This is a genomic window from Neorhizobium sp. T6_25 (genome assembly GCF_002968555.1).
Taxonomy (GTDB): Bacteria; Pseudomonadota; Alphaproteobacteria; order Rhizobiales; family Rhizobiaceae; genus Neorhizobium.
Genome location: NZ_PVBL01000006.1, coordinates 120,546 through 146,312, shown reverse-complemented (window position 1 = coordinate 146,312; position 25,767 = coordinate 120,546). Strand labels below are relative to the sequence as shown.

21 protein-coding genes are annotated in these 25,767 nt (G+C 61.7%); 4 read left to right on the top strand and 17 right to left on the bottom strand.

The window, feature by feature from the left end:
- Positions 1-313: 313 nt before the first annotated feature.
- From C5L10_RS10510 to C5L10_RS10460, 12 genes are all read right to left on the bottom strand, one after another.
- Positions 314-1,072: an ABC transporter ATP-binding protein gene (locus C5L10_RS10510; RefSeq protein WP_105429608.1), complete on the bottom strand. Its 759-nt coding sequence runs from the start codon at positions 1,070-1,072 to the stop codon at positions 314-316.
- Positions 1,069-2,010, bottom strand: a complete 942-nt coding sequence (locus tag C5L10_RS10505; protein ID WP_105429738.1) for an iron chelate uptake ABC transporter family permease subunit — start codon at positions 2,008-2,010, stop codon at positions 1,069-1,071. The genes C5L10_RS10510 and C5L10_RS10505 overlap by 4 nt, the downstream gene beginning before the upstream one ends.
- 10 nt (positions 2,011-2,020) lie before the next feature.
- Entirely contained in the window at positions 2,021-2,998 is a 978-nt protein-coding gene (locus C5L10_RS10500; protein WP_105429607.1) for an ABC transporter permease, read from the bottom strand.
- Complete coding sequence (locus C5L10_RS10495; RefSeq protein ID WP_105429606.1) at positions 2,995-3,894, bottom strand: siderophore ABC transporter substrate-binding protein; 900 nt, start codon at positions 3,892-3,894, stop codon at positions 2,995-2,997. Before C5L10_RS10495 ends, C5L10_RS10500 begins: the two co-directional genes overlap by 4 nt.
- 44 nt (positions 3,895-3,938) lie before the next feature.
- On the bottom strand, positions 3,939-4,238 hold the full coding sequence (locus C5L10_RS10490) for a DUF2218 domain-containing protein (RefSeq protein WP_105429605.1): 300 nt from the start codon (positions 4,236-4,238) through the stop codon (positions 3,939-3,941).
- 107 nt (positions 4,239-4,345) lie between these two features.
- A complete protein-coding gene (locus C5L10_RS10485; RefSeq protein ID WP_245447975.1) occupies positions 4,346-6,568 on the bottom strand; it encodes a TonB-dependent receptor in 2,223 nt (740 codons plus the stop codon).
- 188 nt (positions 6,569-6,756) lie between these two features.
- Positions 6,757-7,731 (bottom strand): FecR family protein, encoded by a 975-nt coding sequence (locus C5L10_RS10480; RefSeq protein WP_172716985.1) that lies wholly within the window; start codon positions 7,729-7,731, stop codon positions 6,757-6,759.
- Positions 7,732-7,831: 100 nt separating this feature from the next.
- Positions 7,832-8,347 carry a sigma-70 family RNA polymerase sigma factor gene (locus C5L10_RS10475; protein ID WP_046634306.1) on the bottom strand — a complete coding sequence of 172 codons (516 nt, stop codon included), beginning with the start codon at positions 8,345-8,347 and terminating at the stop codon, positions 7,832-7,834.
- A gap of 259 nt (positions 8,348-8,606) precedes the next feature.
- The gene (locus C5L10_RS10470; RefSeq protein ID WP_105429603.1) at positions 8,607-9,908 is read right to left on the bottom strand and encodes a DUF6005 family protein; all 1,302 of its coding nucleotides are present in this window, start codon (positions 9,906-9,908) and stop codon (positions 8,607-8,609) included.
- On the bottom strand, positions 9,905-11,185 hold the full coding sequence (locus tag C5L10_RS33605; RefSeq protein ID WP_172716984.1) for an AMP-binding protein: 1,281 nt from the start codon (positions 11,183-11,185) through the stop codon (positions 9,905-9,907). The genes C5L10_RS10470 and C5L10_RS33605 overlap by 4 nt, the downstream gene beginning before the upstream one ends.
- Positions 11,182-12,918, bottom strand: a complete 1,737-nt coding sequence (locus tag C5L10_RS33600; protein ID WP_172716983.1) for an IucA/IucC family siderophore biosynthesis protein — start codon at positions 12,916-12,918, stop codon at positions 11,182-11,184. Before C5L10_RS33600 ends, C5L10_RS33605 begins: the two co-directional genes overlap by 4 nt.
- Positions 12,902-14,686, bottom strand: coding sequence for an IucA/IucC family siderophore biosynthesis protein (locus tag C5L10_RS10460; RefSeq protein WP_105429602.1), 1,785 nt, complete (start codon positions 14,684-14,686; stop codon positions 12,902-12,904). Before C5L10_RS10460 ends, C5L10_RS33600 begins: the two co-directional genes overlap by 17 nt.
- 488 nt (positions 14,687-15,174) lie before the next feature.
- Between C5L10_RS10460 and C5L10_RS10455 the strand changes: the two genes are divergently transcribed.
- Both C5L10_RS10455 and C5L10_RS10450 read left to right on the top strand, forming a co-directional pair.
- Positions 15,175-16,377 carry a mandelate racemase/muconate lactonizing enzyme family protein gene (locus tag C5L10_RS10455; protein ID WP_105425161.1) on the top strand — a complete coding sequence of 401 codons (1,203 nt, stop codon included), beginning with the start codon at positions 15,175-15,177 and terminating at the stop codon, positions 16,375-16,377.
- 12 nt (positions 16,378-16,389) lie between these two features.
- The gene (locus C5L10_RS10450; RefSeq protein ID WP_245447974.1) at positions 16,390-17,304 is read left to right on the top strand and encodes a DMT family transporter; all 915 of its coding nucleotides are present in this window, start codon (positions 16,390-16,392) and stop codon (positions 17,302-17,304) included.
- A gap of 76 nt (positions 17,305-17,380) precedes the next feature.
- On the opposite strand, the gene C5L10_RS10445 is transcribed toward C5L10_RS10450, so the two are convergent.
- The 5 genes from C5L10_RS10445 to C5L10_RS10425 form a co-directional block, all read right to left on the bottom strand.
- Complete coding sequence (locus C5L10_RS10445; RefSeq protein ID WP_105429601.1) at positions 17,381-18,385, bottom strand: TRAP transporter substrate-binding protein; 1,005 nt, start codon at positions 18,383-18,385, stop codon at positions 17,381-17,383.
- Positions 18,386-18,417: 32 nt separating this feature from the next.
- Positions 18,418-19,695, bottom strand: coding sequence for a TRAP transporter large permease (locus C5L10_RS10440; RefSeq protein ID WP_105429600.1), 1,278 nt, complete (start codon positions 19,693-19,695; stop codon positions 18,418-18,420).
- Positions 19,695-20,228 carry a TRAP transporter small permease gene (locus C5L10_RS10435; RefSeq protein WP_046666103.1) on the bottom strand — a complete coding sequence of 178 codons (534 nt, stop codon included), beginning with the start codon at positions 20,226-20,228 and terminating at the stop codon, positions 19,695-19,697. Before C5L10_RS10435 ends, C5L10_RS10440 begins: the two co-directional genes overlap by 1 nt.
- Positions 20,229-20,563: 335 nt before the next feature.
- Positions 20,564-21,280, bottom strand: coding sequence for a FadR/GntR family transcriptional regulator (locus C5L10_RS10430; protein WP_105429599.1), 717 nt, complete (start codon positions 21,278-21,280; stop codon positions 20,564-20,566).
- Between the two features lie 28 nt (positions 21,281-21,308).
- Positions 21,309-22,754, bottom strand: a complete 1,446-nt coding sequence (locus C5L10_RS10425) for an FAD-binding oxidoreductase (RefSeq protein WP_105429598.1) — start codon at positions 22,752-22,754, stop codon at positions 21,309-21,311.
- 179 nt (positions 22,755-22,933) lie between these two features.
- On the opposite strand from C5L10_RS10425, the gene denD reads away from it, so the two are divergent.
- On the top strand, positions 22,934-23,917 hold the full coding sequence (gene denD / locus C5L10_RS10420) for a D-erythronate dehydrogenase (RefSeq protein ID WP_105429597.1): 984 nt from the start codon (positions 22,934-22,936) through the stop codon (positions 23,915-23,917).
- A 211-nt stretch (positions 23,918-24,128) separates the two neighbouring features.
- Positions 24,129-25,694 carry a diguanylate cyclase domain-containing protein gene (locus C5L10_RS10415; RefSeq protein WP_245447973.1) on the top strand — a complete coding sequence of 522 codons (1,566 nt, stop codon included), beginning with the start codon at positions 24,129-24,131 and terminating at the stop codon, positions 25,692-25,694.
- Positions 25,695-25,767 lie beyond the last annotated feature (73 nt).

Genomic DNA, 25,767 nt, shown 5'->3' with positions numbered 1-25,767 from the left:
TTGCGGCGGCGCAGGGCGCCGGATTGAAGGCATCGGCAGCGGAATTCACGAGTTGCTCGCGACGTCTGGCGCGGCGGCTGCCGGCAGTCACCGCCATCGGTACCCGCTTGCTTTCCCGTTTATGGCGGCTCCGAATTTCTTTCGGTCTTTCCGTCAACTGCCTCATCCCTGCCTTGATAAGAATATGTCATCACTTTGTCGACAATTTGTCAACGGCGCAACGGGCTGATATTCCCGACGGTCGAATGGCGAAGGTTCAGATGGTCTCTATTCGGGAAGTTTACTTGTTTCCGCGCCGTTGACGGTCCCGGGCCTAGCGGAAATGCAGGACAACCGGCGTGTCGTCGAACGTCTCCACCCGCATCTCGAAACCGAAGATGGCTCGCAGGGTTCTGGGCGTCAGCAAGTCGGAAGGCGTGCCGTCGGCGACAATCCGGCCGGATTTCATTGCCAGGATCCGGTCGGCATGGGCACCCGCCTGGTTGATGTCGTGCAGCACGATGACGATGGTCTTTCCGTTTTCGTCGGCGATCTTGCGGAGCGAACGCATCAGTTCCCGGGCGAAATACATGTCGAGATTGTTGAGCGGTTCGTCGAGCAGCAGATAGTCCGTGCCCTGGGCAAAGGCCATCGCCACCAGGGCTCGCTGCCGCTGGCCACCGGAAAGGGTTTCGATGAAGCGGTCGGAAAGATCCGTCAGGTCGAACTGCTGCAGCGACTGCTCGATGATCGCGTAGTCAGCAGCCGTCAGGCGTCCACGTCCATGCGGAAAACGGCCGAAGCCCACGAGTTCGCGCACGCGCAGCCGGCTGGTGACGATCGACTCCTGCCGCAGGATGGCGAGAATCCGCGCGAGATCTCGGTTCGGTGTCGTGTCGACGGGGAAACCGTCGACACTGATCCTCCCGGCCTGCAACGGCTGCAGCCGGGCGATGAGCGACAGGAGCGAGGACTTGCCCGCGCCGTTCGGACCGACCAGAGCGGTGATGCCGCCCTTCGGGATCGTCAGCGAAATGTCGTGGAGGATCTGCGCCTGGCCGTGCCGCAGCGAGACGTTTTCTATCTGGATCATTTGCGGCTCCCGAAAACGAGCAGAACAAGAAAGGCGAAGCCGCCGACGAATTCGATGACGACGCCGAGCGTCGAACTGCTGCCCAGAGCATGCTGAAACAGCGTCTGTCCGCCGACGAGGATGATGACGGCCGTCAACATGGCGGCCGGCATCAGCGCCGCGTGGCTGCGTGTGTCGACGATGCGTTCGGCAAGCGCCACGACCAGGAGGCCGAAAAATGCGGCAGGCCCCACCAGCGCCGTCGAAACGGCGACAAGCGCCGAGACGAGCAGCAGCAGCCCGGTGACGGTGCGCGCCCAACTGATCCCGAGCCCGGTCGCCGTATCTGCGCCGAGTGCCATGACATCGAGCACATGTCGGGCCCTCCAGGCGATCACGATGCCGGCGATTGTGAGGATGGCGGCGAAGGCGAGAAGGTCGGTGCGGACGCCGTTGAAGTCGGCGAAACTCGCGCCCTGGACGACGGCGAAGTCATTGGGATCGATCAGGCGTGCCAGCAGGGAATGCAGGCTGCGGAACAGGATGCCGAAGATGATGCCGGCGAGTAGCATCAGACCCATGTCGGTGCGGCGGCGCAGCATCGGCAGGAGGAGGCCCGTTGCCAGTGCCATCAGGACGATAATCTCGCCGCCGAACTTGAGCTGCGCATCGAGCGCCGCATAACCGAGCCCGCCGAGCAGGAAGACGAGCAGCATCTGGCCGAACAGGTAAAGCGCGTCGAGACCCATGATCGACGGCGTCAGGATACGGTTGTTGGTGACCGTCTGGAAGATCACCGTCGAGACCGCGATCGACACGCTCACCTGCAGAAGGGCGGCAAGCTTCATGGCGCGCAGGGCGAGCACGAAGCCGATATTGCCGCGCAGCCCGATCGTCATGAAGGCAACGATGCAGAGGACGGCTGCCCCGGCAAGACAGAGAAGCCGGCGATCGGGCACGTGCCGGCGCTCAGACATGGGAAGGCCGCCGGAACAGAAGCCAGAGGAAGATCAGCCCGCCGACGCAACCCATCATCGTCCCGACCGGAATTTCGTAAGGATAGCGGAGCAGCCGTCCGAGAATGTCGCAGCCGAGCACCAGGATCGCGCCGCTGGCGGCCACGAAAGGCAGCGTACCGCGCATATTGTCGCCCATCAGCCGGGAGACGATGTTCGGCACCACGAGGCCGACGAAAGGGATCATGCCGACGACCACGACGCTCAAGGCTGAGATAACAGAAACGATGATCAGCCCGAGCTGCAGCATGCGCGCATAGTCAAGGCCGAGCCCGATGCTGGCATCGCGGCCGAGCGCCAGGATCGTCAGCCGGTCGGCGACGATCCAGGCGATCACCACCATCAGTGCCCCGAGCCATAGGAGTTCGTAGCGGCCGCGCAGGACGCCGGAAAAGTCGCCATTGGTCCAGACCGAGAGATATTGCAGAAGGTCGGCCTGCCAGGCGACAAAGGTGACTGCCGCGCCGAGTACGCCGCCATAGACGAGCCCGAAGAGCGGCACGAGAAAAGGCTGCGTCGGCGGAAGCCGGTGCGCCGTCATCAGGAAGAGCGAGGTCCCGAGAAGAGCGGCGGCACTCGCCGCCAGGCTTTTGAACAGAAGGCTGGCGGAGGGAAGGAGTAAGGTGACAAGTAGGATCCCCAGTTCGGCGCTCTGCGCGGTTCCGGCGGTGGAGGGCTCCACATAGCGGTTGCGGGCAAGCGTCTGCATGATGAGCCCGGCGATCGCCAGGCCGGCGCCGGCGAGGATCGCCGCGAGTGTGCGGGGCAGGCGGCTGACGAGCAGGAGTTCCAGCGCCCGCCCGTCCGAGAACAGGCGGGTGATCGGCATATCGCCGACCCCGACGCAAAGGCTGAAAACAAAAAGGATCGCAAGCGTCAGGCCGGCGATCCACCCCGTTTTCGACGATTGCTTGGCGGTGGCGATGCTCATCTGGCGGCGGTGAACGCCTCAGCGACAGTCGCGACAACCCGCTGTATCGACTGCACCCCGCCGGCGGCGATGTAGAATTCTGCGGCCGGCAGATAGATCACCTGGTTCTTCTTCCAGGCTGTCGTCTTGGCGACCAGTTCGTTGTCGAGCGTCGTCTTGGCGCCCTGTTCCCCGGAACCGATCGCGGCGGCGCGGTCGAGCACCAGAAGCCAGTCGGGATTTGCCTTGGCGATGAACTCGAAGGAGATCGCTTCGCCATGATTGGCGGCTTCGATGTCGGGCACCGCCGCCGGCAGGTTCAGCGCGGCATGCACCCAGCCGAAGCGCGAGCCGGGGCCATAGGCGGTGACCTTCGGCCCGTTGGTCATGATGATCAGGCCTTTGCCCTTGCCGGCAACCGCTGCCTTGGCAGCCTCTATCCGGGCATCCAGTTCCTTCACGGCGGAAGCGGCTTCGTCCGTCTTGCCGAAGAGCGCGCCATAGGCAGCCAACCGTTCCTTGGCCTGGGCAACGAGGTCGTCGCCATCCATGGTCATGTCGATGGTCTGCGCAACCTGCGCGGTCGCCGAAGCCTTTGTCGAGGAGCGGCCGCCGACGATGATCAGGTCCGGACCGAGTGCGCTGAGGGCCTCGAGATCGGGCTCGAAGAGATCGCCGACGATTTCCGCGGCCTGTTTCAGAGTCTCCAGTTGCGGGAGGTATAGCTTCTGCGGAACGCCGGCCGGCTTGATGCCGAGGCGATCGAGCGTATCGAGCGCCGCGATATCCAGGACCGCGATCTTGGCGGGTGAGGCGGCAACCTGCACCGGGCCTCTGGCAGTCAGGATATCCACCGCGTGCGCGGGGAGGGCTGAAAAAGCAAAAGCGGCAAAAGCCGCGATCGTCCTTAAGTTCATTCTCTCACCATGTCTTGACCGTGGGCCGAAGGCTCGACCCTGCCTCAGGCGGCCCGATCCGGTCTTTGCCATTGCAGGGCTTCCAGATTTTCACGGAAGGCGAAGCGCACCAGATGCCTCTCGATCACCGATTCCGTTTCCGTCAGCTGTTCCTTGTCGGCTGCCGTCGCGAGGATCCTGAGGCCGCCGTCATCCGCATCGAGAATGGCGGTGCCGCAGGCAAAACGGCACTCCCCATGGGTCTCGGAATAGGAGACGTCGATCTTGTGAGCGAAATGCTTGCACAACTGGACGAGGTATTTTCCGCCGTGTTCGGTGCGCCATTCCGCAGTCGCCTGTAACAAAGCCCTCTCCTTAAGATGACTGTTGCTCTCCACTTATCTCACTCCTGCTGCGGCGGCAACCGGGAACGCGGTCGCCGCACGGTCATGTGAACGCATGATCATGTTCTTCAGAACGTCGCCTTGGCGGTCAGAAGGAAGCTGCGGCCCGGTTCGTAAAGCGGGGTCACGTTGCCAAATTCTTGACCATAGGTGGCGCGGTCGGAATAGGTCTTGTCGAGCAGATTTTGCACCTCGGCGCGGAATGTGAAGTTGGGCAGAGCGTCCGGCTTCCATTCTGCAAAGATATTGACGACTTCATAGGCCCTGAAGGGCGGAGAGCCTGATGTGATATGGTCGTATTCTGGGGCGATCTCGATGTCGCCGCCGATGATCAGCCCCCAGTCCGCGAATGTGTGTGCGGCGGTAACGGTGATGATGTCACCCACAGGCGTCGCGAGGTAGTTCCCCGTTTCGGAATCCGCTGGTCGGCCGTTGATGTCGACGTCGATATGGGCGTATTTCACCTTCACATAACCGCTCGACCACTCATAACCGGTACCGATCTCGAAACCCTTGGATTTCAGATCGTGATTGAGGAGCGCTCCGGCCGCAGCCGGACTGTAGCGGGCAACACGGGCATCGTTGATATCTGTGCGGAACAAGCTGGCTTCAGCGGTGAAGCCCTCATATTTGGCTTCGAGCCCGATCATGTAATTGTCCGCCGTGACGACTTCCGGGCCATCGGGGCCGTAGCTCCAGAGCGGATTGATGTTGAAGGTCTCTGCCATCGGAACGCCGGCCCAAACATGCGAGAAGCCGGCTTTGGCAGTCAGGAAATCGGTGAGATCGTATTCGCCCGAAATGTTGGCGCTCAAGCCGCTATTGTCGAAATCCGCACCGTTGACGCCTGTGAACCATTGATGATCACCGCGGGCGCCGAAGGAAAGCCGGGTTCTTTCCCACGGCTCAAGCCTTGCCTGCGCATAAATCCCGATATTGCTCGCCTTTTCCCTTCCGGAATCCGTAGTCGCTTCAAGCTCGGTCCGGTCGTTATAAAAGTCCACGCCGGCGGTAATGCTGCCGATCTCGAAAGAGAACTTGTTCTCGAACTTGCCGTTGAAACTCGTGGTCTCGCCGGTCGCGGTATAGAGGAAGCCCGGAGAACCATAAACGGGCACGCTGACTTCCGTCCCGCTATAGGCCAGCATGATAGTCGGGTCCCACCAGCCTTCCGGGCTGGTGTCCGTGTAGGTGAGGACTGTATTCTGCCGTTCGAGACGATAGTCGCGAATGCGCGGCTCCCAGGGTCGGCCCGTATCGACGAAGCCGGCGTTTGCACGGAACGGGCGGGGCGCATCGTCGACCACGCGGTCGTGGCTGATCTCGATGCGGTCACCGCTCTCGAATTCATAGGCAAGCTTGCCAAGGCCACTGATGATATCTGTGCTTGTCCCGGAAACCTCGCTTCCGGCGCCGCCGACAAAATCGTCGCCCTTGCCGAAGGTCAGGTAGCCGAGGAACTCGAAGCCCTCGCGCTTGCCGTAAGCGGAAAGCCCGGTCGTCACCGTATCGCTGTTGAAGTTGTAGGTCGACGTGACGAAGCCGCCGAAGGATTTGCCCGGCGCCAGAAGGTCGATCGCATCCTTGGTCTCGTAGTTGATCGAGCCGGCGAGAGCGCCGGGACCGGCGTCGGCGGGCGCGATGCCGGCGTCCACGTCCACTGCCTTCAAGAGGCTCGGGTCGATCAGGTTGGTCGCGTTGTGATGGAAGACCTTGTTGTTCTGGCGTGCGCCGTCGATGCTGATGGCGAGATTGGTTTCCTCGACCCCATGGACATAGACCTTCTGCGACATGGGAAGCGAGCTGCCCACCTGTATGCCGGCCTGTTCCCGGAACACGTCAGCGAGGTCGGTCGGGTTGATGCGCTCGAGCTGCTCGGGTCCGATGACCGTTTCGCCGACATCGCCCTCGGCACCCGGTTGGCCTTGTAGGACGATCGGCCTCAGCGTCGTGGCTCCTTCGGCCGGCACATCGCCGGACGCATTTGCGGGAGTGCCGATGACGGCTGTGCCGTTGGCGATCCTGTAGTTCACGCCCGTTCCTGCGAGCATGCGGGCGAGCGCCTGATCCGGCGTGAGATTGCCGCTGACGGCCTGCGCGGCGACGCCGCGGGAGGTCGAGGCAGCCAGCGTCACCTGAAGGCCGGACTGGCGGCCGAAGGCATTGAGAGCCGAAGCAAGCGGCTGAGCCGGGATATTGAAGCTGCGTGTCGCCGTCTGGGCGAGGGCCGGGGACGCAAAGATCGCGCTTCCGCCAATCGCGGCTGCTGCGACCGTTGTGATCAATCTCACTGCAAAAGCGTTCCGCTTGCCCTTTGCCCCCACGCTACGCACTACTCCACTCACCGGCAAAATCATCCGCCCCGTCTCCTGCTACACTGTGTTCGCCAAGGCCCCCCGGCCTGCGCTTCAGGGTAAAGACGACTGCGCCCGGCGCTTTTTTCACCGCATCGCAAAAATTTTCAGGAAATTTTAACGGCCTAGAAAAGTGCAAGCACCCTGAGATAGGGCGAGATGTAGTGCACCCTGCCGCCATAAGGCTGGACCAGCGCCTCGAGCGCCCGATCAGGATCAGAGAGATCGTAGAGGCCGGTGACGCGCCGATTGGCGAGATCGCCGCTCGGGATGCTGATCCACGCGGAATGATAGCGCTGCAGTTCCTCGACGACCGAGGCGACGGTCACGTCGTTGACGAACAGCCGCCCGTTCCGCCAGCCCGCCATGTCTTCCGGCGCCAGTCTTGCTCGCGACACCTGGCCATCGGTGCGGCTGACGGTCACGGAATCGCCGGGAGAAAGCTCGAAGGTGCGCGCCGCGCCGTCGATCGTGAGGCCGACCAGCCCGCGAACCAGTTCCACGGTGGTATTTTCGGGCTTGATATGGACGTCGAACGCGGTGCCGAGCACAGTGACCTTCACGCCGGCTGCGGTGACGGTAAAGGGCCGAGCCGAATCATGTTTGACGTCGAAGAAGGCTTCGCCGGAAAGCAGCGTCACATGCCGCGCGCCGTTGGCGAAATCCGCATCGATCGCGCTTTCTGCGCCGAGTTCGACTGCGCTGCCGTCCTCGAGCGTGATCTTGCGCAGCTCGGCCGTTACGGTCCTGAAATCTGCCCGGTAGCGAATGAAGAGGGAGGGGCCGGCCAATGCCAGCACAAGACAGGCCGCCAGCGCCAGCGCCGTGCCCACACTCCAGACGCGCCGTCGGTGGCGAGCGGCAAGCATTTTCGCCTGGCCGGCCGGCCTCCAGAGGTCTTCGTGGATGGGCGTCGTCTCGCCCATCAGCTCCCAGGTCTTGCAGGCTTTCGTCCAGGCATCGCGATTTGCAGGCGACCGGTTGAACCAGAGGCTGAAGTCGCGCTCGTCGGCGGCTGTACGATGTGGTTCGCGCAGGCGCAGGAACCAGTCCATCGCCTCCTCCAGAATGCTCTCGTCCGTTTTGTCGTGCCCTGCCAAGTCTCAACCTGCTTCGGATGTCTTGCGATCTCTATCCGAAATTCCCCTTCTTGCGTAGGAACGATTGGCTGGTCCGGATTTTTCGCATGTGTGGAGATATTCAGGCGTTTTTCCTGTCGAGGGCGGTGGCGATCTTGACCATGGCGGTCCGCACGTGGCGATGGGCGGTGGCGACGGAGATGCCCAGGTGGTCGGCTACGCCTTCGAGCGTATGGCCACCGAACCGGTACATTTCCACAGCAATCCGGATCTCGCTTGGAAGCGCATCGAGTGCCGCCGCCGCCACACGCACCTCGTCGCCGAACATCACCGTCTGTTCCGGATTGTCGGCGGCTTGTGGAATGGTCCAGAAGGGCGGGTCTTCGGCATGGCCACGATATTCGATCTTGCGGCGCTTCAGGACGTCGAAGGAGAGATTGCGGACGATGCGATAGAGATAGGCAAGTCCCTGGCGCGCTGATTCGCCGGGCGTCTTCCCCGGCGCGAAACGCAGGTAGGCCTCCTGCACGATATCCTCGGCCGCCTCCCGGGAACCCAGGATTCGAGCGGCATAGTCGACCAGCGCCGAGCGGTGGGCGAGATAGAGGCTGTGACGACTTTCAGCTTCCAAGGTCATGGGGTCAGAGTATCTGAGCTCGTCTAATATGCTGACCCAGCGCTCGCCACGAGTTGCAACGGATGGGTCGATGATATGAATGACATGGTTGGACTACCTATCATGCGACGCATATCTACCATCAAAAACTTGAATGCAATAGTCATATTATGATGACGGCAGCAAAGGCCGGGCTGCCTTTGCTGCCGTCATCAGTCCCTCCCACCCGTCGCGACACTCTGGGAGAAGCGAAGCGGCGAGATATATGTACGTTTCAGCCCTATCCGGCCGCTCTTCTCAGTCTCGGGGCGGTGAGCGGTAGATTTTGGTCGCACCAATCGGAAAAGACCTCGCCAAGCCTGTTCTTCAGGTTGCGTTCCAGCCGGTCGGCCTCGTCAAGGCGCTCGAAGACTGCACCGGCCTGGTTCCGGTCGCCAGTCTGGCCGAGCTTCATGCAGGCGTAATGCAGATTCTTTAGCGATTGGACGAGCGCTTCGATCTCCTCGCACCAGGTTTCGAATTCGGCGGATGGCAGTTTCAGGGCGCGCCAGAAGAAAGCGAAACCGTGCTCATAGGCATATTTGCGGATGGTGATCACCGGCAGTTCACGAACCGCCGATGCCAGGTTCGCCAGCTGCAGTCCATTGCGGCCCTCGATATGGGCCGTGACGATGTCGCGTACGGCATCGGACAGCGGATTGCGGTCAGCAACGAAGCAGGCCTCGAAATAATCCCTGAGATCTTCCGGCGCCGGATTGCGTGCCTGTGCGTTGTCGAAGACATAACCGCCACCCACCGTCGGTTGCATGATCGCATGGATCACCTTTTGCCGCTCGATCTCGCCTTCCCATCGGTAATCGGGATCGTGCACGAACCATTTGTCCGGGTCGGCGGTCTTCTGCAGCATCAGGTAGTGCGGGAAGGGGTTCTGGTTGAATTTGTTCTCGCGCTCGGGAAGGTGGAACATGTCGAGCATGACCATGACCGAGCCGGTCTCCGGGCGGCTGGCGACGAGGTCGAAAAGCGTGTCGAGGTTGTCGCTCTTCGATTTTGCGGGGTCGTACCACTCCCGGACCTGGACCCGGTAAAGCCGCTGGAACCAGTCGCGGAAGAAGTCCTGGGTTATCTCCGGCGAATGATAGAGGAGCTGGAAGTTTTCGCTGACGGTGAACCGCGCATCCCACACCCCGAAATAGAAGGGCCGCTGGTCGAGCCCCTGCCGTTTCAGGCCGTCGCAGACGCAGCTGACAAAGCAATGCACCTTGATGTCGTAATAGGCCTCACCGTGGACCCCCTCATCTGCGGTCCCGCCCGTCATCGGGAATGACGGAATGATGGCCTTCGGCACATAGAGCGCCACGAGGTCCGCAACCGTGTCGAGTTCCTGCCGCGCGATCGCCTCTTCCGGCATGGCAAGGCCGTATTCCAGCTCGAGATTGAGGAAGATCTGCAGGATCAGAACGGAATCGAGATAAAGATCCTCGTTGAGGCGGGCTTCCGGTGCGAAGCCACGCATATGCGGATGGGCCATGTGCTCGGAAAGCACGGCCCGGACGGCTTCGAGAATATCTTCACGGGTCATGAGGCAACTCCTGCTTCGGGGCCTGCGAACTCGCCGGCCGCATGACGGACAGCGACCTCGCGGCGGCTGATCTTGCCGTTCGCCTGGCGGGGGACTTCTGCGACCTGGATCATTTCCATCGGCAATTGGTGGCTGGCGAGATGGCGGCTGCACCATGCGCGGATATCCTGCGGTGCCATGGGCTGGTTGGCGCTGTAGAGCAGGGCCACGCGTTCACCGGCAAAACGGTCGCTCCTGCGGAAGGCGACGGCGTCGGTAACGCCGGGCATCGCCATCACCGCGTCCTCCACGTCACCGGGATAGACGTTGAGCCCCGACACGTTGATCATGTCGTCCATGCGCGACACGAAGACCAGCATGCCGTCTGTGCGGCGGTAGCCGAGGTCGCGGGTGTGGATTGCCGCGCCGCCATCGCTCCGGACGACGATCTCGCCGGTATCGTCGGAGCCCGTTCCGGTCTCGGCCGTCAGATGCGGCAGGACGAAACCCATGTCGCCTGCGGCTCGCATGTCAGGGTTGATGGCGATGCAGCCGGATTCCGAGCAGCCATATTGCTGGAAGAGATGCTCGCTCCTTGCGCGGATCTGCACGAACCACGGATCGGGAAGCAGTGTGCCGGAGGTCATCGCCGCATGAAGCTTTTCCCCCTCGGGCAAAAGCCGCGAGAGCGTATGGAGGATCGCCGGGGAGGAATAGAGGAGCGGCCGCCCGGTTTCGCGCAGCACTTTCAGGAGATATTTCGGATTGGCGGTCTCGACGATGACGGGGACCTGGCCGCGCTTGAGGGCCACGAGAATCCCGCAGATCAGCCCGTAGGAATGGGTGGTCGGGCAGGCGATGACCGGCGTCATGCCTTCGGGTTCGCGGAAGGTCGCGACATAGCTTTCGACCTCCCGGTCGATTTCGGCCCACGGCCGGGCGATGCATTTTGCTGCCCCGGTCGTTCCCGAACTCATGTGCAGCAGCCGACCCGGCTTTGGCGCCTCTTGCTTCGCGTCGAGCACTTCGGCCGTCAGGCTGTTGTAGAAAAGCCGGTCGCAATTGGCCGTGATCGCCAGTTTTCGGGCAGCGGCGTAGGGCGTGCCGGGATGGATCGGCAGGACGCTGGCGCCCGCCTTGCGGATGGCGAAGAACAGGGACAGCCATTGGGTCGTCTCGCTGAAGCAGACCGCGTAGCGTCCGCTGTCGTTTTCAGCAAGGCCGATCTGCGCGGCGATGCGTCGCGATGTTTCATCGAAATAGGCGTGATCGTAGAGCCGTCCATCGATCTGGATCATGGTTTTCTCCTTCGTTCAGACGTCCTGGCAGCCAGGGCATTCGGCACCTCGTGGTGATATTCCGGCTTCAGCGCGAGGAGCTTTCGGGTGATCAGGGATTCGGTGAGGATGAGCGCGCGGTCATGTCCCAGCAGCGATTGCCGGTGCTGCATATCCTGCTCTTGCGCATAGGACGTGAGCAGGCTTTCGACCCGCTGCCAGAAGCGGAATTCCGGAAGTCCGTAACAGACGTCGAGAAGATGCGAGATCTCCGCCAGGTTGAACACGAACAGCGTGTCCATCGCGAGTTCCCGCAGGGAATCGAGATTGTCCGTCCAGTAATACTGATCCGGTTCCGCACGGCGGTAGAGCGGGTTCAGCGAAGCGAAATCCGGAGCTCTCTTCGGCTCGCGCAGGAAATCGGGCGCAAATTCTATGCTCTCGTGGAAATCGCGCAGGATAAGCCGCACCGGCCAGCCGTCCAGGTGGACGAGCAGCATATTCTGGCCGTGGGCTTCAACGGCGATCCCGTGGGCGACAAGGAGGTGCCAGACAGGCAGGACGGTGACCTCCAGCAGCCGGTTCATCCATGGCATGAGGCCGAAACGCTCGATCCATTCATCCGCAAACGGCCTTCCGTCCGCTTCGACCATCATCAGGGCGTTGAACGGGATGATTGCCTCGCCGGGCGACAGCGTCGCCTCGGCGTTCTCCCGCCAGATCGCACCCAGCTGGCCGGCCAACGACCCTCCGGCGTCGGCGATGACCCCGGCATATTCTTGCAGGATGGTGAGGGGAAATTCCCGGCCAAACAACGGATCGTCGCGGACGATGCCGGCGATCCAGGCAGACAGCACCGGCGCCGTGCAGACCGAATGCGGCTCCAGCGTCCTGCGAGACGAGGTGTTGACGATGTTGAGCGGCAGCTTGATGCTCGCTGCGAGCGGCCGGTCGACATTGAACAGGGACCGGACCGATTGGCTCGCCAGGTAACGATCTCCCGCAGGGCCGAGGCAATGCGCCTCTCCCGCGGCGATCCACCCCGCGCGCATGGTTTCGCCAAGGTCTTTCCATTGCCACGGATGGAGAGGCACCAGCCCGAAATCTTCGGCTGCCAAGCCAAGCTGTTTCCGCTTCGCCTCCAGTACTGTCCACGTCTCGTTGCCGAGTTCGGCACGCCAGAACGCGTCCCTGCTGCCCGGAAGCGCCTCGGCGAGATGTTTTTGCGCGACGAGCAGCCAGACGAGCTGGAATACCTGCCCGGCTTCCGGTCCGTAGGCGGCATGATCGGCAAACGAAAATCCGGTTCGGGCTCTGTAACAGGGATGGTACGGGTGCCCTTCGTCGACGGCACCTTCCAGTTCGACAAAGGAGAGGGCGCGGCGGTTCTTCAGGGGCAGATTCTGGTGGTTCCATTCGGAAAAGGCGATCGTCTGCTCCAGCTCGCCGAGCAGCTTGCCGCGTGTGATCCCGGTGCCGGGCAATGACGGGATGATCGCGCCGAGCGAGGCGCTTTCCCAACGGGCATCTACTGCCCGCATCTCCACCGAGCCCTTCGCGATGCGGGCGCGTCCGAACGGGCCGATCGTGCCGCGACACCGGAATTCCCGGCCACCGAGCATCCATTGAAATTGCGTCGCACCGCCACAGGCGCTTTCGCGCACCTCTATGACGCCCTCGAACAGCAGTGCCGCCACGAGCTGGCGGATGACGCGGTCGCGAGGTTCTCCCGTGGCTTCAAGAGGCAATGGCATGGCCGGTCCTCGGGGCTGCAAGCGCGATCGGAACCCTCAGCGGGTTCGGGATGGGCCGATAAAGGGAATGCACGCCGCTCGACTGCAGTTCGTCGACATCGAAAAGGCGGGTCGTGAGATTGGCCTTCGACGTGATCGTCGGCAGATCGAGAACGTGCCTTGCAAAATCCCGGCCGGCGCCGGACATTGTTTCGGCGCAGTGTTCCAGATGCGCCCGCAGGGCAAATAGAAGAACACCCTCGTCGCAAAGTCCGTCATGGCCCATGCGGCTGATGACGGAAAAGACCTGGTTTACGATCAGGTAATAGGCGAACCGGTCACGGATTTCGGCATCCGCGAAATAGAGCGAGGCGATCGTTTCCGTTTCCGGCGCATGCCCGGCAAGCAGGCTGCGATAACGCTCCGAAAGATAAAAGCCCTGGTTGTCGCGATAGTAGCTGGCGGCCGGATAACCCATGCCGATATCGAGGAGGGTGTTCTGCTGGTGGGCTTCGAGCGCCACCCCGTAATCGTCGTAGAGCCGGATCAGTGGCTTCACGGCACAGCCGAGATAACGCCGGAACCATGCAAGCGCAGTGTTTGAAATACCGTCGCCGCCCTTGGCTGCGAGCTTGCGGATGGTCCGCGCCAGTCTCGACAGATCGCCTGGAAGCGGGTCGGCGGTGAGGGCGGCGACCGTCACGACGCCCTGTGCCCTCGCGCCCTTGAATGGATTTTCGCGCAGGATGATTTCGAAACCGCTCTCCTCGCGACCCGGTATATCGAGGGTGATGTAGGCGGGATCCTGGATGATGTGGAAATTTTTTGAACGCGCGGCAAAGCCGATGCCCTCTATCAGTTTTGCCATCGCTACCCCGGCTTCAAGCTCCGGCCGGCGATTGATGCGCACGGAATTGGTGATGCGCACGGGAAGCGAGAACTTCAGCATCCAATCGGAATGGGGGCTGTAGACGGTGCGTACCGACGACGTCGCGGTGAACAGAGATCCCGCGGGACCGAGATGACGCAGGCGGCCGTCGCGCTGCATCGCCTGGACGCCCGGATCGAGAAGCAGCGCTTCGGCCTGCAGCGGATGCATGGGTATGAGGCATTCGTCCGGTTCGATGCCGAGCTCGGCTCCGGATGCGCCAAGCTCGGAGCGGATGATTTCGTGCGCCTGTATCGTCCGCGCTGAAGCCTCGCGGACATGTTCTGTCCTGGCGGCAAAATACTGCAGCTGGAATTCTCCGCGCAGTTCCGGGGCGTATCGCTCCTGCTGCCAGAACGTCATGCCCTGCCGGCTCTTCGGTGTCGGATGCTGCCAGTGGCCAAAGACGAGCGATTGTTCCGCCTCGATGAAATGTCCCTCGTCCGGCGGCGCGGGAGAGGCTTTTTCGAGGTAGAGCGTCATCTGCTGGTAGCTGTCGAGAACACGCACCAGCAGCTCCAGTTCAAAGCTGCGCAGGGCATCGGTCCGGTCGTCCTCCATTTGCCGGTAGGCTTCCTGGAGGAGGAGATGCAGCGCCGACATCGGCTCGACCGCCCGCCAGGACATGTCGGACGCGGCGCGCGTCCACAACCTGCCGAAATGCTGCGGTCCGCAGACGGACGCGGAGACGATCTCTGCGCGCAAGAGGATCTGCTGCCGCGGCAGTGGCCATTCGATGGCATCGACCGCCCCGCTCACGCTGCGGTGGACGATCCGGCTGCCGGAACTGACCTCCCGCAGATAGCAGTTCGCAAAACTTTGGAATGTCGCCGCTTCCGCGGTCTGTCTTGACGATTGCATATGTCTCCATCCCCATTGCGCAAGCCGACGACCACGCAATGGCTTTCCAGTCAGCGTCAGGCGGCCGGAGCCGACAGCCTGTGCCGGTCTTCAGCTGGGCCTCCGCCGACAGTGATCTGGCTGCTTTCTCTGGATTGCCGGCTGCGGCGCCGGGGCAGGGGATTGTTTGAGTTTTGGCCCGGCAGGAAGAGCAGGAGCCGAGCGTCCCGTTTTGCCGCGATGCAACGGGCTCGTTTCGGCCTGCGGTGCCTGAAGCTGTGATCTCATGGCGGCGAACCCGTTCCTGTCATCCGTGTTTGCGTGGCTTGCTCTTGCTCTGCAGGCGCTCGGCAACAAGGACGATCTGCCCACTCCTTTTTTTCATCGCTTTCAGAATTTTTGATCCGCGCCGGCAGGTCTGCTTTGATGATTATCCTGTGGGCGACAAAATCGCGGGTCTTGCCTTACCAAAGGCCAAGGCCTGTGGTTGAATTCGCAAGGGAGGCAACATGAAGATCACCAAGCTTGAAACTGTGCGCGTTGCAGAGCGTGCGAACCTGTTGTGGGTACTGGTCCACACCGACGAAGGAATTACCGGCCTCGGCGAAACCTTTTTCGGGGCCGAGACCGTGGAGAGCTATATCCACGAATACGTGGCCCCACGGGTCATCGGCCGCGACCCGTTGCAGATCGACCTCCTGGCGCAGGAACTGGTCGGTTATATCGGTTTTCGTTCCTCAGGCGCGGAAGTTCGGGGCAATTCGGCCTTCGATATCGCCCTTTGGGACATTTTCGGAAAGGTCACGGACCAGCCGATCGCCCAGCTGCTCGGAGGCTTCAGCCGTAGGGAAATCCGCACCTACAATACCTGCGCGGGGACCGAATATATCAAGAAGGCGACCGGCCAGGCGACCGCCAACTATGGTCTGACCGGTGGCACCACCTATGACGATCTGAACGGCTTTCTGCATCGTGCCGACGAACTGGCCGAATCGCTGCTCGAAGAGGGCATCACCGCGATGAAGATCTGGCCGTTCGATGCGGCCGCGGAAAAAACCAAAGGCCAGTATATCTCGATGCCGGACCTGAAACTTGCGCTTCAGCCTTTCGAGAAGATCCGCAAGGCCGTCGGCGACAGGATGGATATCATGGTCGAGTTCCACTCCATGTGGCAACTCCTGCCGGCCATGCAGATCGCCAAGGCCCTGACACCGTACCAGACCTTCTGGCATGAAGACCCGATCAAGATGGACAGCCTGTCGAGCCTCAAGCGGTATGCGGAAGTGTCGCCGGCGCCGATCTCAGCCTCCGAGACGCTCGCGACCCGCTGGGGTTTTCGCGATTACCTGGAAACCGGCGTTGCCGGCATCGTCATGCTCGACATTTCCTGGTGCGGCGGCCTTTCGGAGGCCCGCAAGATCGCGTCCATGGCGGAAGCCTGGCACCTGCCGGTCGCCCCACACGACTGCACCGGCCCGGTCGTTCTTTGCGCATCGACCCATCTGTCACTCAACGCGCCGAACGCGCTGGTGCAGGAAAGCGTGCGCGCATTCTACAAGACGTGGTACCGGGACCTGGTGACGGCGCTGCCGGAGGTGAGAAACGGCATGATCACCGTGCCGCCAGGCCCGGGTCTCGGGATGGAGCTCAATCCCGAGCTCGATCGAGCCTTCACCGTCAGCCGGCGGACGTCCGACGCCTCCATTCTCTAAGGTGCAATTGAAATGACTATATCCTCGGCGACCGTGCTCAAGACCGCGAGCATGACCGGCCCGATGCTGATGCTTCTCGGCATGCTGATGTTTGCCCTCAACGACGCCATGGGCAAGTGGCTCGTTGCAAACTACGGGCTTGGTCAGGTTGTCCTGATCCGCAGCCTTGCAGCACTGATCATCCTCGTGCCGATGGTCTGGAAGGCCGGTTTTGGCAATCTGCTGACCGTCGAAAGGCCTGGCATGCAGTTCTTCCGCGTGGCGTTTTCGACGGCTGAAGTGCTCTGCTTCTATTATGCGGTCATGTACCTGCCGCTCGCCGACGTCATGACCTACTGGCTGGCGGCGCCGATCTATGTTGCGGCGTGCTCGCCCTTCCTGCTCGGTGAAAAGGTCGGCTGGCGGCGCTGGACGGCGATCGCCGTCGGCTTCGTCGGCGTCATCATCACGCTCGAACCTTCGAGCGCCATGTTCAGCCTGCCGGCCGTCATTTCGATCCTCGGCAGTGCCGCCTTTGCCTTCATGCTGATCTCCGGGCGCTTCCTGCGTGGTACGCCGGATAGTGCGCTGGTCTTTTTCCAGGTCGTGGGCGCCGGTATCGCCGGCCTTGCCTTCGCGCCCATGGACTGGTCACCGATTGGATCGAGCCGCGATCTTCTTCTGCTCGGGCTGCTCGGTATCGTCGCGATGGCCGCGCATATGCTGGTCAACCGCGCCCTCAAGATCTCCGATGCCGCGACCGTGGCACCGCTCCAATATACGCTGCTGCTTTGGGCGGTGATCTTCGGCTGGATGTTTTTCGGCGACATCCCACGGTTCGGCATGATGGTCGGGGCGGCCTTGATCGTCGCTTCCGGCCTCTTCATCTTCATCCGCGAGCAGATGCTCAAGAAGCGCCAGAGCGTGCTTCCGGCTGTTCCGGAATGACGTAACCCGCGGCGCTTTGGGGCACCGCGGGTGTTCATTCCTCAGACGGCTACATCCGGGATACCGGCGTGTTCCGTTACTTGCGGACTTCCTTGAGCTCAGCGACGATGCCGTCGACCACGTCGGCGCCGATCGTCGCTTTGTGCTTTTCATAGACGATCGCCGACTTTTCGCGGATGCGCTGCTGCTCTTCCGGCGAAAGCGTGTTGACCTGCAGGCCGGCCGCCTTGATCTTTTCAAGCGACTTCTTGTTGAGATCGCCGATCACCTGGCGTTCCACATCCCGGCCGACGACTGCGCAGGCGCGGAGGGCAGCCTGCTCGTCCGGGGCATAGGTGTTGAAGATTGCCTTGGAGAACAAGAAGAGGAACGGCGTGTAGGCGTGGTTGGTCTCGGTGACGTATTTCTGGACCTCGAAGAACTTCGAGGTATCGATCGTCACATAGGGATTTTCCTGTGCGTCGATCGCCTTGGTTTCGAGCGCCGAGAAGACCTCGCCGAAGGCCATCGGGGTGGCGTTGGCACCGAGGTTCTGGAAGGTGTCGAGGAAGATGTTGTTCTGCATGACGCGAACCTTCATCCCCGAGAAATCTTCCCATTTGGTGACCGGGCGAACCGAGTTGGACAGGTTACGGAAGCCGTTTTCCCAATAGGCGAGATTGACGAGGCCTGCAGCGTCGAGCTTCTGGTTCATCATGTCGCCGAACTTGCCGTCGAGCACCTTGTAGGCTTCCTGAGCATTGCCGAACAGGAAGGGCAGGTCGAAGACGCCGAGTGCCGGAACGATGCCGACCAGAGGCGACGACGACGTCACCACGGCTTCCTGGACGCCGGAGCGCAGGGCCTGGGTGGCCTGCAGGTCGCCACCGAGCGCGCCGCCCCAGAAGGCTGTCAGCTTCATCTTGCCGCCGGACTTCTCGTCCAGGCACTTCTGCATGGCGGCGATGCCGTTGCCGACCGGATGGTCGGCGTTGATGCCGTTCGAAACGCGGATGTTGCGCGCCTTGAATTCGGCAAAGGCCGGTGCGGCCGATGCGCAAGCGATGGCAAGTGCGGTGGTAGCCAGTAGCAGTTTTCTCATATTATCCTCCCATGGATGAGCTTGAGACAGGTTTAATGGAGCCAGCGTGCAGGCACGAGCACGAGGTCCGGGAACAGGACCAGCAGGAACAGCACAATCGCCTCCGCAATCAGGAACGGCCACACCCCGGCCGTCACCTTGCCAAGCGGAATGCGCGCGACGCCGCTGACGACGTTCAATACCACGCCGACCGGCGGAGTGATGAGGCCGATGGAATTGTTCATGATGAAGAGCACGCCGAAATAGACCGGGTCGATGCCAGCCTGCTTGACGATCGGCATCAGGACCGGCGTCAGGATCAGGATGGTCGGCGTCAGGTCGAGCGCAGTGCCGACGACGAGCACCAGGATCATGATGGCGAACATCAGCAGCATCGGACGGTCGATCAGTGGCTCGATGTAACCGACGATCTCCGCCGGGATGTTGGCCGCGGTGATCAGCCACGAGGAGACCAGCGCCGCCGCGACCAGGAACATGATGACCGAGGTGGTCTTGGCGGCCTGCAGGATGACGTGCGGCAGGTGGCTTGGCTTCAGCTCCCGATAGATCACCATGCCGACGAAGAGCGCGTAGGCGGCGGCGACGACGGCGGCCTCGGTCGGCGTCATGATGCCGGCCTTGATGCCGCCGAGGATGATCACCGGCATGCCGAGCGCCCAGGCGGCACGGCCGGTGACGCGCAGGCGTTCGCTTGTCGACGCCTTCGGCAGCGGCTGGACATTGTCCTTCCGCACGACGATGAGCCAGGCGATGATCAGTGACAGACCCATCAGGATGCCGGGGAAAATGCCGGCCAGGAAAAGCTGGGTGATCGAGACGTTGCCGGCGACGCCGAAGACGATGAAGGCCATCGATGGCGGGATGACCGGCGCAATGATGCCGCCTGCGGCGATCAGGCCGCCGGAACGCGGAACGTTATAGCCAGCCTTGGCCATCATCGGGATGAGGATGGCGGCAAGTGCTGCCGTATCGGCCGCGGCCGAACCCGAGATGCTCGCCATGATGATTGCCGCCATGATCGCGACGATGCCGAGGCCGCCGCGGATATGGCCGACACAGGAAATTGCGAAATCGATGATCCGGCGCGACAGGCCGCCGGAGTTCATCAGTTCGCCGGCCAGGATGAAGAATGGAATGGCGAGCAGGGTGAAGGTATCGACACCTGCGATCATGTTCTGGGCGATGATCTGGGTGTTGAACATGTCCATGTACCACATGAGCACGACACCGCAGAACATCAGCGAAAATGCGACCGGCACGCCGATCGCCATGGCGCCAAGAAGCGATACGATGAAGACGATCAGGGTCATCAGGTACGCTCCGCCATCTGCTCGATCGTCAGGTTTTCACCGGCAAAGATGCTGATCTCCTCCGCTGTCGCCCGGCCGGTGACATAGCGGAACAGCCGCTCCAGCGCGATCAGCGACAAGCCGGCACCGGTAAACAGGCCGATGCCGTAGACCCAGATCATCGAAATGCCGGTCACCGGCGCGCTCATGCTGGCGTTGATCTCGAACTGTTGCCAAGTCCCCCAGAAAAAGATCATCGAGCAAGCGAGGATGACGAGGTTAGAAAGGATCATGCAGACGAGCCGGCCCTTGCGGCCGAAAAGTGCCACGACGCTTTCGACGCCGAGGTGACCATGTTCGCGAAATGCGACGACTGCGCCGACAAAGCTCAGCCAGACGAAGAAGTAGCGGGAAAGTTCCTCCGAGACGGACATGCCGGAATTGAAGGCGTAGCGAAGAACCACATTGGCAAACACCATGATCGCCATTGCTGAAAGCAGCAGGATCAATAGGACTTCCAACGCCTTGAAAAAAAGATCGATTGCCTTTTGCATGTTCCCCTCCCGAATTCTTACAAGAGCTCGCGCCAAGCGGAGGTCTTCGTCACCGTCGACAACCCCAAATTCCGCTCCGGGTGTTTGCTCCCATGATCCGCTTCATCGACCAGCGGCTCAAGCGGCAGGCTGGACGTCACGATGCGGTTTCCTATGTGGTATGCGATCAGCCTCTCCTCCATCGCAAAGATCTCTCCCGCGCTCCCTCAATTGTCAGGATGTCTGACAACCTCCACCTGCGGTATCTCTAAAGCCAGTTTTCCTCGCTGTCCAGCGCCCCTGACCGCTTTAAGGAAATCTCCTGGATCGATCTAACGGGGCGGCCGGCTGGAAGCTTAGTAAACTTTCAATTGAAGGTCGAGACGGCTTGCCGCACCGTGAAGGTGATGGCGCATCGCCTCCCGGGCGCGGATGGGATCGCGGCTTGCGAGCGCATCACGGATTGCGACATGTTCCGCGATCGTCACTTCGACGATCTCGGTCAACACGGCTGCCTCCCTGGCCGTATTGATGGCCAGATGAATTCGCTCCGCGATAAAACCGAGGAATAGCAGGAAGTATTCGTTATGCGTGGAGGCCGCGATCTGGCGATGGAAGGCGAGATCGGCGAGGACGCCTTTCTCGGTCCACTTCTCTCCGCCCGTCATCTGCCCGAGCGCTTCGTCGAGTTTCAAAAGGTCTTGGGCGGTGTGATTGGTGGCTGCGAGACCGGCCGCCTCGATCTCGAGGGGCAGCCGGAGCTGAAACAGGCTCTGAAAACTTGCGTGGTCGGCAAGATTGCCCTGTTCGATGCGAATCGACTGCCTATGCTCAAAATCGGTGGCGAACGCTCCCACACCTTGCCGGGTCTCGACCAGACCCTCGTTGCGAAGCTGCGCGATCGCTTCGCGCACGACCGACCGGCTGACGCCAAAGGTCTTTGCCAGAATATGTTCCGTCGGCAGCTTTTCGCCGGGCGCAATCCGGCCATCACTGATCTCGCGTCCGATCTGCGACGCGATCCGCGCAGGCAGATGCTCGTTTCGTCTGATCTGGCTGAAGTCGATTACCACGGCGCCGCCCCTCCCTTGTGACGCTCTTCTACGACTTCCCGGTAAAATTCAACTGGCAGCCCGGGTTCATCACCATGTCTGGATCGATGGCATTCTTGATGGCCGTCAACAGCCGGCGTTTGGTTTCGGGAAGGCGCGCATCGAAATCCGCCCGCTTCAGGCGACCAATGCCATGCTCGGCGCTGAGGCTTCCCTGGAAGCGGTCGAGCACCTGGTTCAGGATGGTCTTGGACCGATAGATCCTTTCGAGCCGCTGCTCATGCGGTAGTTCCACGGACGGCAGAACGTTGAGATGGACGTTCCCGTCGCCGACATGACCGTAGGAGACGCAAACGCAGTCGGGCAACGCGTCGTGGATCGCCTGTTCGGCTTCGGCGACAAAGGCGGGCACCTTGGAGAGCGGAACCGAAACGTCGCTGCGCATGTGGACACCACGTTTCGCCTGGCCTTCGTTCATCCCTTCGCGGATCAGCCACAGGCTTCGCGCCTGCGCCTGTGACGAGGCGATCGCGCCGTCGAGAACGATCCCGTCCTCCATGACGCCTTCGAGGAACCGCTGCGTCAGGTCGCCGATATCGACGAGGCCCGAACCGGAAACCTCCATCAGAACATAGCAAGGGTAGTCGGTGGCCATCGGGATCGGCAGGTCCGGGATGGCTTCCCGGGCGAGCGTGAAGGCAAGGGGCGGCATGAATTCGAACGCGGACATCAAATCGCTGCAGTCGCGCCGGGCGCGGCGATAGAGGGTGATGGCGTCCTCCAAGGAGGCAAGGCCGACAAGGGCGGTCGCCACCTGATCGGGATTGGGCGTCAGCTTGATCGACACGGCGGTGACGATGCCGAGCGTGCCTTCGGCGCCGATGAAGAGCTGCTTCAGGTCTATGCCGCGATTGTCCTTCCTGAGCGTCGAGAGGCCGTCGAAGATCGTACCGTCCGGCAGCACGACCTCCAGGCCCAGCACCAGTTCGCGTGTCATGCCGTATCGAAGCACGTTGATGCCACCGGCATTGGTCGAGACGTTGCCGCCGATCCGGCAGCTTCCCTGCGCGCCGAGCGCCAGCGGGAAGAACATCCCCTCTGCGGCGATCGCTTCCTTCAGCTCCCACAGGATGCAGCCCGCCTCGACAACGGCCGAGAAGTCGTCGACATCGATTCCGCGGATACGGTTCATGCGTTCCAGGCTCAGAACGATCTGACGCTCCGGCGCATCGGGAATGCCGCCCAGCACCAGGCCTGTATTGCCGCCCTGCGGGACAATCGTGAGGCCAAGGTCGCGGCAGGTTTTCACGCAAGCCACCACGTCATCCGTTGATCGCGGCCTCAGGACGGCAACCGCAGCACTGGTCACGTCGCCGTGCCAATCGCGACAGTATCGCGCCATCGCATCCGTATCGGTCAGGACAAGGTCCTCGCCAAGCATCGATCGCAGGAGGAGGCGAGGCTCTCCGGCCGGGTCAGTTTGCAGGCTCGTCATTCTGCGTGGTTCCTTCGGATGATCCGTCCCCTGGCTGGATAGTTTCGTTTGCCCCGCGCCTTGTCCCGGCGCACAACTATCCTGTTTGCAACGGAAGCATATAAGGTTATCAGACAACCGTACAATATAAATTTGGCGTATCCGGGCAGTCATGTGCTTCGGTCGAAATGGGAGGAAGCATGCATATTCTGATCATAGGCGCGGCCGGGATGGTAGGCCGCAAACTGACGGCGCGTCTCATCGCCGAGGGTGGCGTTCTCGGCAAGCCGATCGACAAGCTGACCCTCGTCGACGTCGTGAAGCCCGATCATCCGGAGGGGCTTTCCGGTTCCGTGATGGCGAGCGACGCCGACCTCTCGATGCCGGGCGAGGCTGAAAAGCTCATCGGGTCCCGCCCCGACGTGATCTTTCACCTTGCCGCGATCGTCTCGGCGGAGGCGGAGCTCGATTTCGAAAAGGGCTACCGGGTCAATCTCGATGGCACCCGCTACCTGTTCGATGCGATTCGTCTCGCAAACGGCGGGGATGGCTACAAACCACGGGTCATCTTTACGTCATCCATCGCAGTCGCAGGTGCCCCGCTTCCGTTCCCCATTCCCGATGATTTTCATCTGACGCCGCTTACCAGCTATGGCACCCAGAAGGCGATTTCGGAGCTTCTCCTTTCGGACTACACCCGCCGGGGTTTCTTCGACGGCATCGGAATCCGGTTGCCGACCGTGTGCATCAGGCCCGGCAAACCCAACAAGGCCGCATCCGGGTTCTTCTCGAACATTCTGCGGGAGCCGCTGATCGGGCAGGAGGCGATCCTGCCGGTATCGGATGACGTGCGTCACTGGCATACGTCGCCTCGCTCGGCTGTCGGATACCTCGTCCACGCGGCGAATATGGATCTCGAGCGGGTCGGTCCACACCGCAATCTTTCCATGCCGGGCGTCAGCGCAACCGTCGGCGAGCAGATCGATGCGCTTCGCCGCGTGGCGGGCGAAAGGGCGGTAAATCTCATTCGTCGCGTCCCGGACGAGATGATCATGAGGATGGTGGCAGGCTGGGCACCTGGTTTCGAGGCAAAACGCGCGACCGCCCTCGGCTTTACCGCGGAGAAAAACTTCGACGAGATCATCCGGGTCCATATCGAGGATGAGCTTGGAGGCCGCCTGTGATGAGAAATCCACGCGCAAACTAAGAGGTTTAGCCTCAAAAACGAGCGGCGGTCCTCGCTCAGGTGCCGGAATGCCTCGGAGCGAGACCGCGTCATTTACATGTGGTGTTGGAACTTTAGCGATTTATTTCATTCTTGCCGCTTATCCTCCATCCGTAGATTTTTCCGGGCAGATCGGCGGTGCTTGAAGGGCTATGCTTGGTGCGGAAGTGATGATCCTACTGGAATCCTGTCCGCTCGCCGCGCTCATTGTGAACGCAGCGGGCGTCGTCACCTTTGCGAATGCCGAGGCAAGAGCACTCTTTGGCGCAACCGGCACTTTGCATGGCACAGCCATAACCGATCTCCTGCCTGGGTGGCCGATGGACAATCCCGCGGATTCCTCGGTTCTCTTGAACAGCAGGGCAGGGGAAGCCCGGACCTGCAATGTCAGAGTTTCGCCATGTCCCGGCTCGGACGAGCCGCTCACCATGGTCTGGATCGATGCCGGCGGCCAGGAGAAATCCGCGGGGCTCGCCGCTCGGGAAGCCAATCTTCGGCTGCGATATGTCATCGAGATGTTGCCGCAGGCGGTCTGTGTCTTCGACGCCAAGGACCGTTACGTCCTTTGGAACCAGAAATACGCGGATCTTTTTGCCGATATCGCCGAACACCTGACGCCCGGAATTCCATTCGAGGAGATTTTGAAGATCAGCCTTGCAGGCGGCAGCATCCAGGAGGTGGTGCCGGACCACGACGTCTGGCTCAGCGAGCGCATGGCGAAGTTTCGACAGCCCGCGTCCCAGGAGGAGCGGCAAATGAACGACGGGCGATGGTTGCGATATGACGACCGCCGCACGCCGGACGGCGGCGCCATCGGAATGCGCATCGACATTAGCAGCCTCAAGCAACGGGAGGAGTGGCTTCGGCAACTGTTCGACGCCAACCCGATGCCGATGCTGCTCTGCGACGGGGACAGTCTTGCGATCCTTGAAGCCAATCACGCGGCGCTTCAGTTCTACGGGTACGAGAGATCGGCCCTTCTTGCCAAAGCCGTCTTCGACATGCACGCCGAAGGCCAGGGTGAAGAGTTCGCCGCGAGGCTCGGCGATCTCGACGGCGACTGCGAGGCCCGCACCGTCTGGCGCCAGCGAACGGCGCAGGGCCGGGAACACCACGTCCTCATTTATGTCCGGGTGCTCTACGAAGGCGGCGATCGACGGCTGCTGCTGACGATCGCGGATGTCAGCGACCGGGTGCTGGCGGAGGCGGAGGCCAACAGGTTGGCGCATCATGATATTCTGACGGGCCTGCCGAACCGTATGCAATTCTACAAAGCGCTCGATGAAGCATTCAAGATTGGAGCGACCGAGGGCGTCGTCATCGTCTACTGCCTCGATCTCGACGGATTCAAGCCGGTCAATGACACGTTCGGCCATGCCGCCGGCGACGAGGTCCTGCAGCTTGCCGGCGAGCGACTGCGTTCGGCCGCAGGCGGACATCTGGTGGCCCGCCTCGGCGGCGACGAATTCGCAATCCTCGTGAAAACCGAAGACCAGGCGGATATCGGCCTTGCCGATCGGTGCATATCGGCCTTGAACGCACCCTTCCGGATCAAGGGGCTATCGATCAGCATCGGGGTCAGCATCGGTATAGCCGCTGCAAGCGTTGCCGCCGGCGACCGGGAAACGCTTGTCCAGGCCGCGGATCGTGCGCTTTATCGGGCAAAGTCGGCCGGCCGCAACACCTGGCGGTTGGCCGAGGACGAGATTATGCCGTTGGCTGTCACGGTTGGCTGAGGCCACGGGCAGAACCATCGTCGCTTGGCATCTGATCCTGAGAACGCAGCGGTTCCGGCGGGTTTGAACGTCA

Bases quoted from the DNA above. Each gene is read 5' to 3' on its own strand.
- C5L10_RS10425 (WP_105429598.1), bottom strand. From the start codon at position 22,754: ATGACGAGCCTGCAAACTGACCCGGCCGGAGAGCCTCGCCTCCTCCTG.
- C5L10_RS33605 (WP_172716984.1), bottom strand. From the start codon at position 11,185: ATGATCCAGATCGATGGACGGCTCTACGATCACGCCTATTTCGATGAA.
- C5L10_RS10510 (WP_105429608.1), bottom strand. From the start codon at position 1,072: ATGATCCAGATAGAAAACGTCTCGCTGCGGCACGGCCAGGCGCAGATC.
- C5L10_RS10445 (WP_105429601.1), bottom strand. From the start codon at position 18,385: ATGAGAAAACTGCTACTGGCTACCACCGCACTTGCCATCGCTTGCGCA.
- C5L10_RS10500 (WP_105429607.1), bottom strand. From the start codon at position 2,998: ATGAGCATCGCCACCGCCAAGCAATCGTCGAAAACGGGGTGGATCGCC.
- C5L10_RS10460 (WP_105429602.1), bottom strand. From the start codon at position 14,686: ATGCAATCGTCAAGACAGACCGCGGAAGCGGCGACATTCCAAAGTTTT.
- C5L10_RS10415 (WP_245447973.1), top strand. From the start codon at position 24,129: ATGATCCTACTGGAATCCTGTCCGCTCGCCGCGCTCATTGTGAACGCA.
- C5L10_RS10495 (WP_105429606.1), bottom strand. From the start codon at position 3,894: ATGAACTTAAGGACGATCGCGGCTTTTGCCGCTTTTGCTTTTTCAGCC.
- C5L10_RS33600 (WP_172716983.1), bottom strand. From the start codon at position 12,918: ATGCCATTGCCTCTTGAAGCCACGGGAGAACCTCGCGACCGCGTCATC.
- C5L10_RS10435 (WP_046666103.1), bottom strand. From the start codon at position 20,228: ATGCAAAAGGCAATCGATCTTTTTTTCAAGGCGTTGGAAGTCCTATTG.
- C5L10_RS10450 (WP_245447974.1), top strand. From the start codon at position 16,390: ATGACTATATCCTCGGCGACCGTGCTCAAGACCGCGAGCATGACCGGC.
- C5L10_RS10455 (WP_105425161.1), top strand. From the start codon at position 15,175: ATGAAGATCACCAAGCTTGAAACTGTGCGCGTTGCAGAGCGTGCGAAC.
- C5L10_RS10470 (WP_105429603.1), bottom strand. From the start codon at position 9,908: ATGACCCGTGAAGATATTCTCGAAGCCGTCCGGGCCGTGCTTTCCGAG.
- C5L10_RS10475 (WP_046634306.1), bottom strand. From the start codon at position 8,347: ATGACCTTGGAAGCTGAAAGTCGTCACAGCCTCTATCTCGCCCACCGC.
- denD (WP_105429597.1), top strand. From the start codon at position 22,934: ATGCATATTCTGATCATAGGCGCGGCCGGGATGGTAGGCCGCAAACTG.
- C5L10_RS10440 (WP_105429600.1), bottom strand. From the start codon at position 19,695: ATGACCCTGATCGTCTTCATCGTATCGCTTCTTGGCGCCATGGCGATC.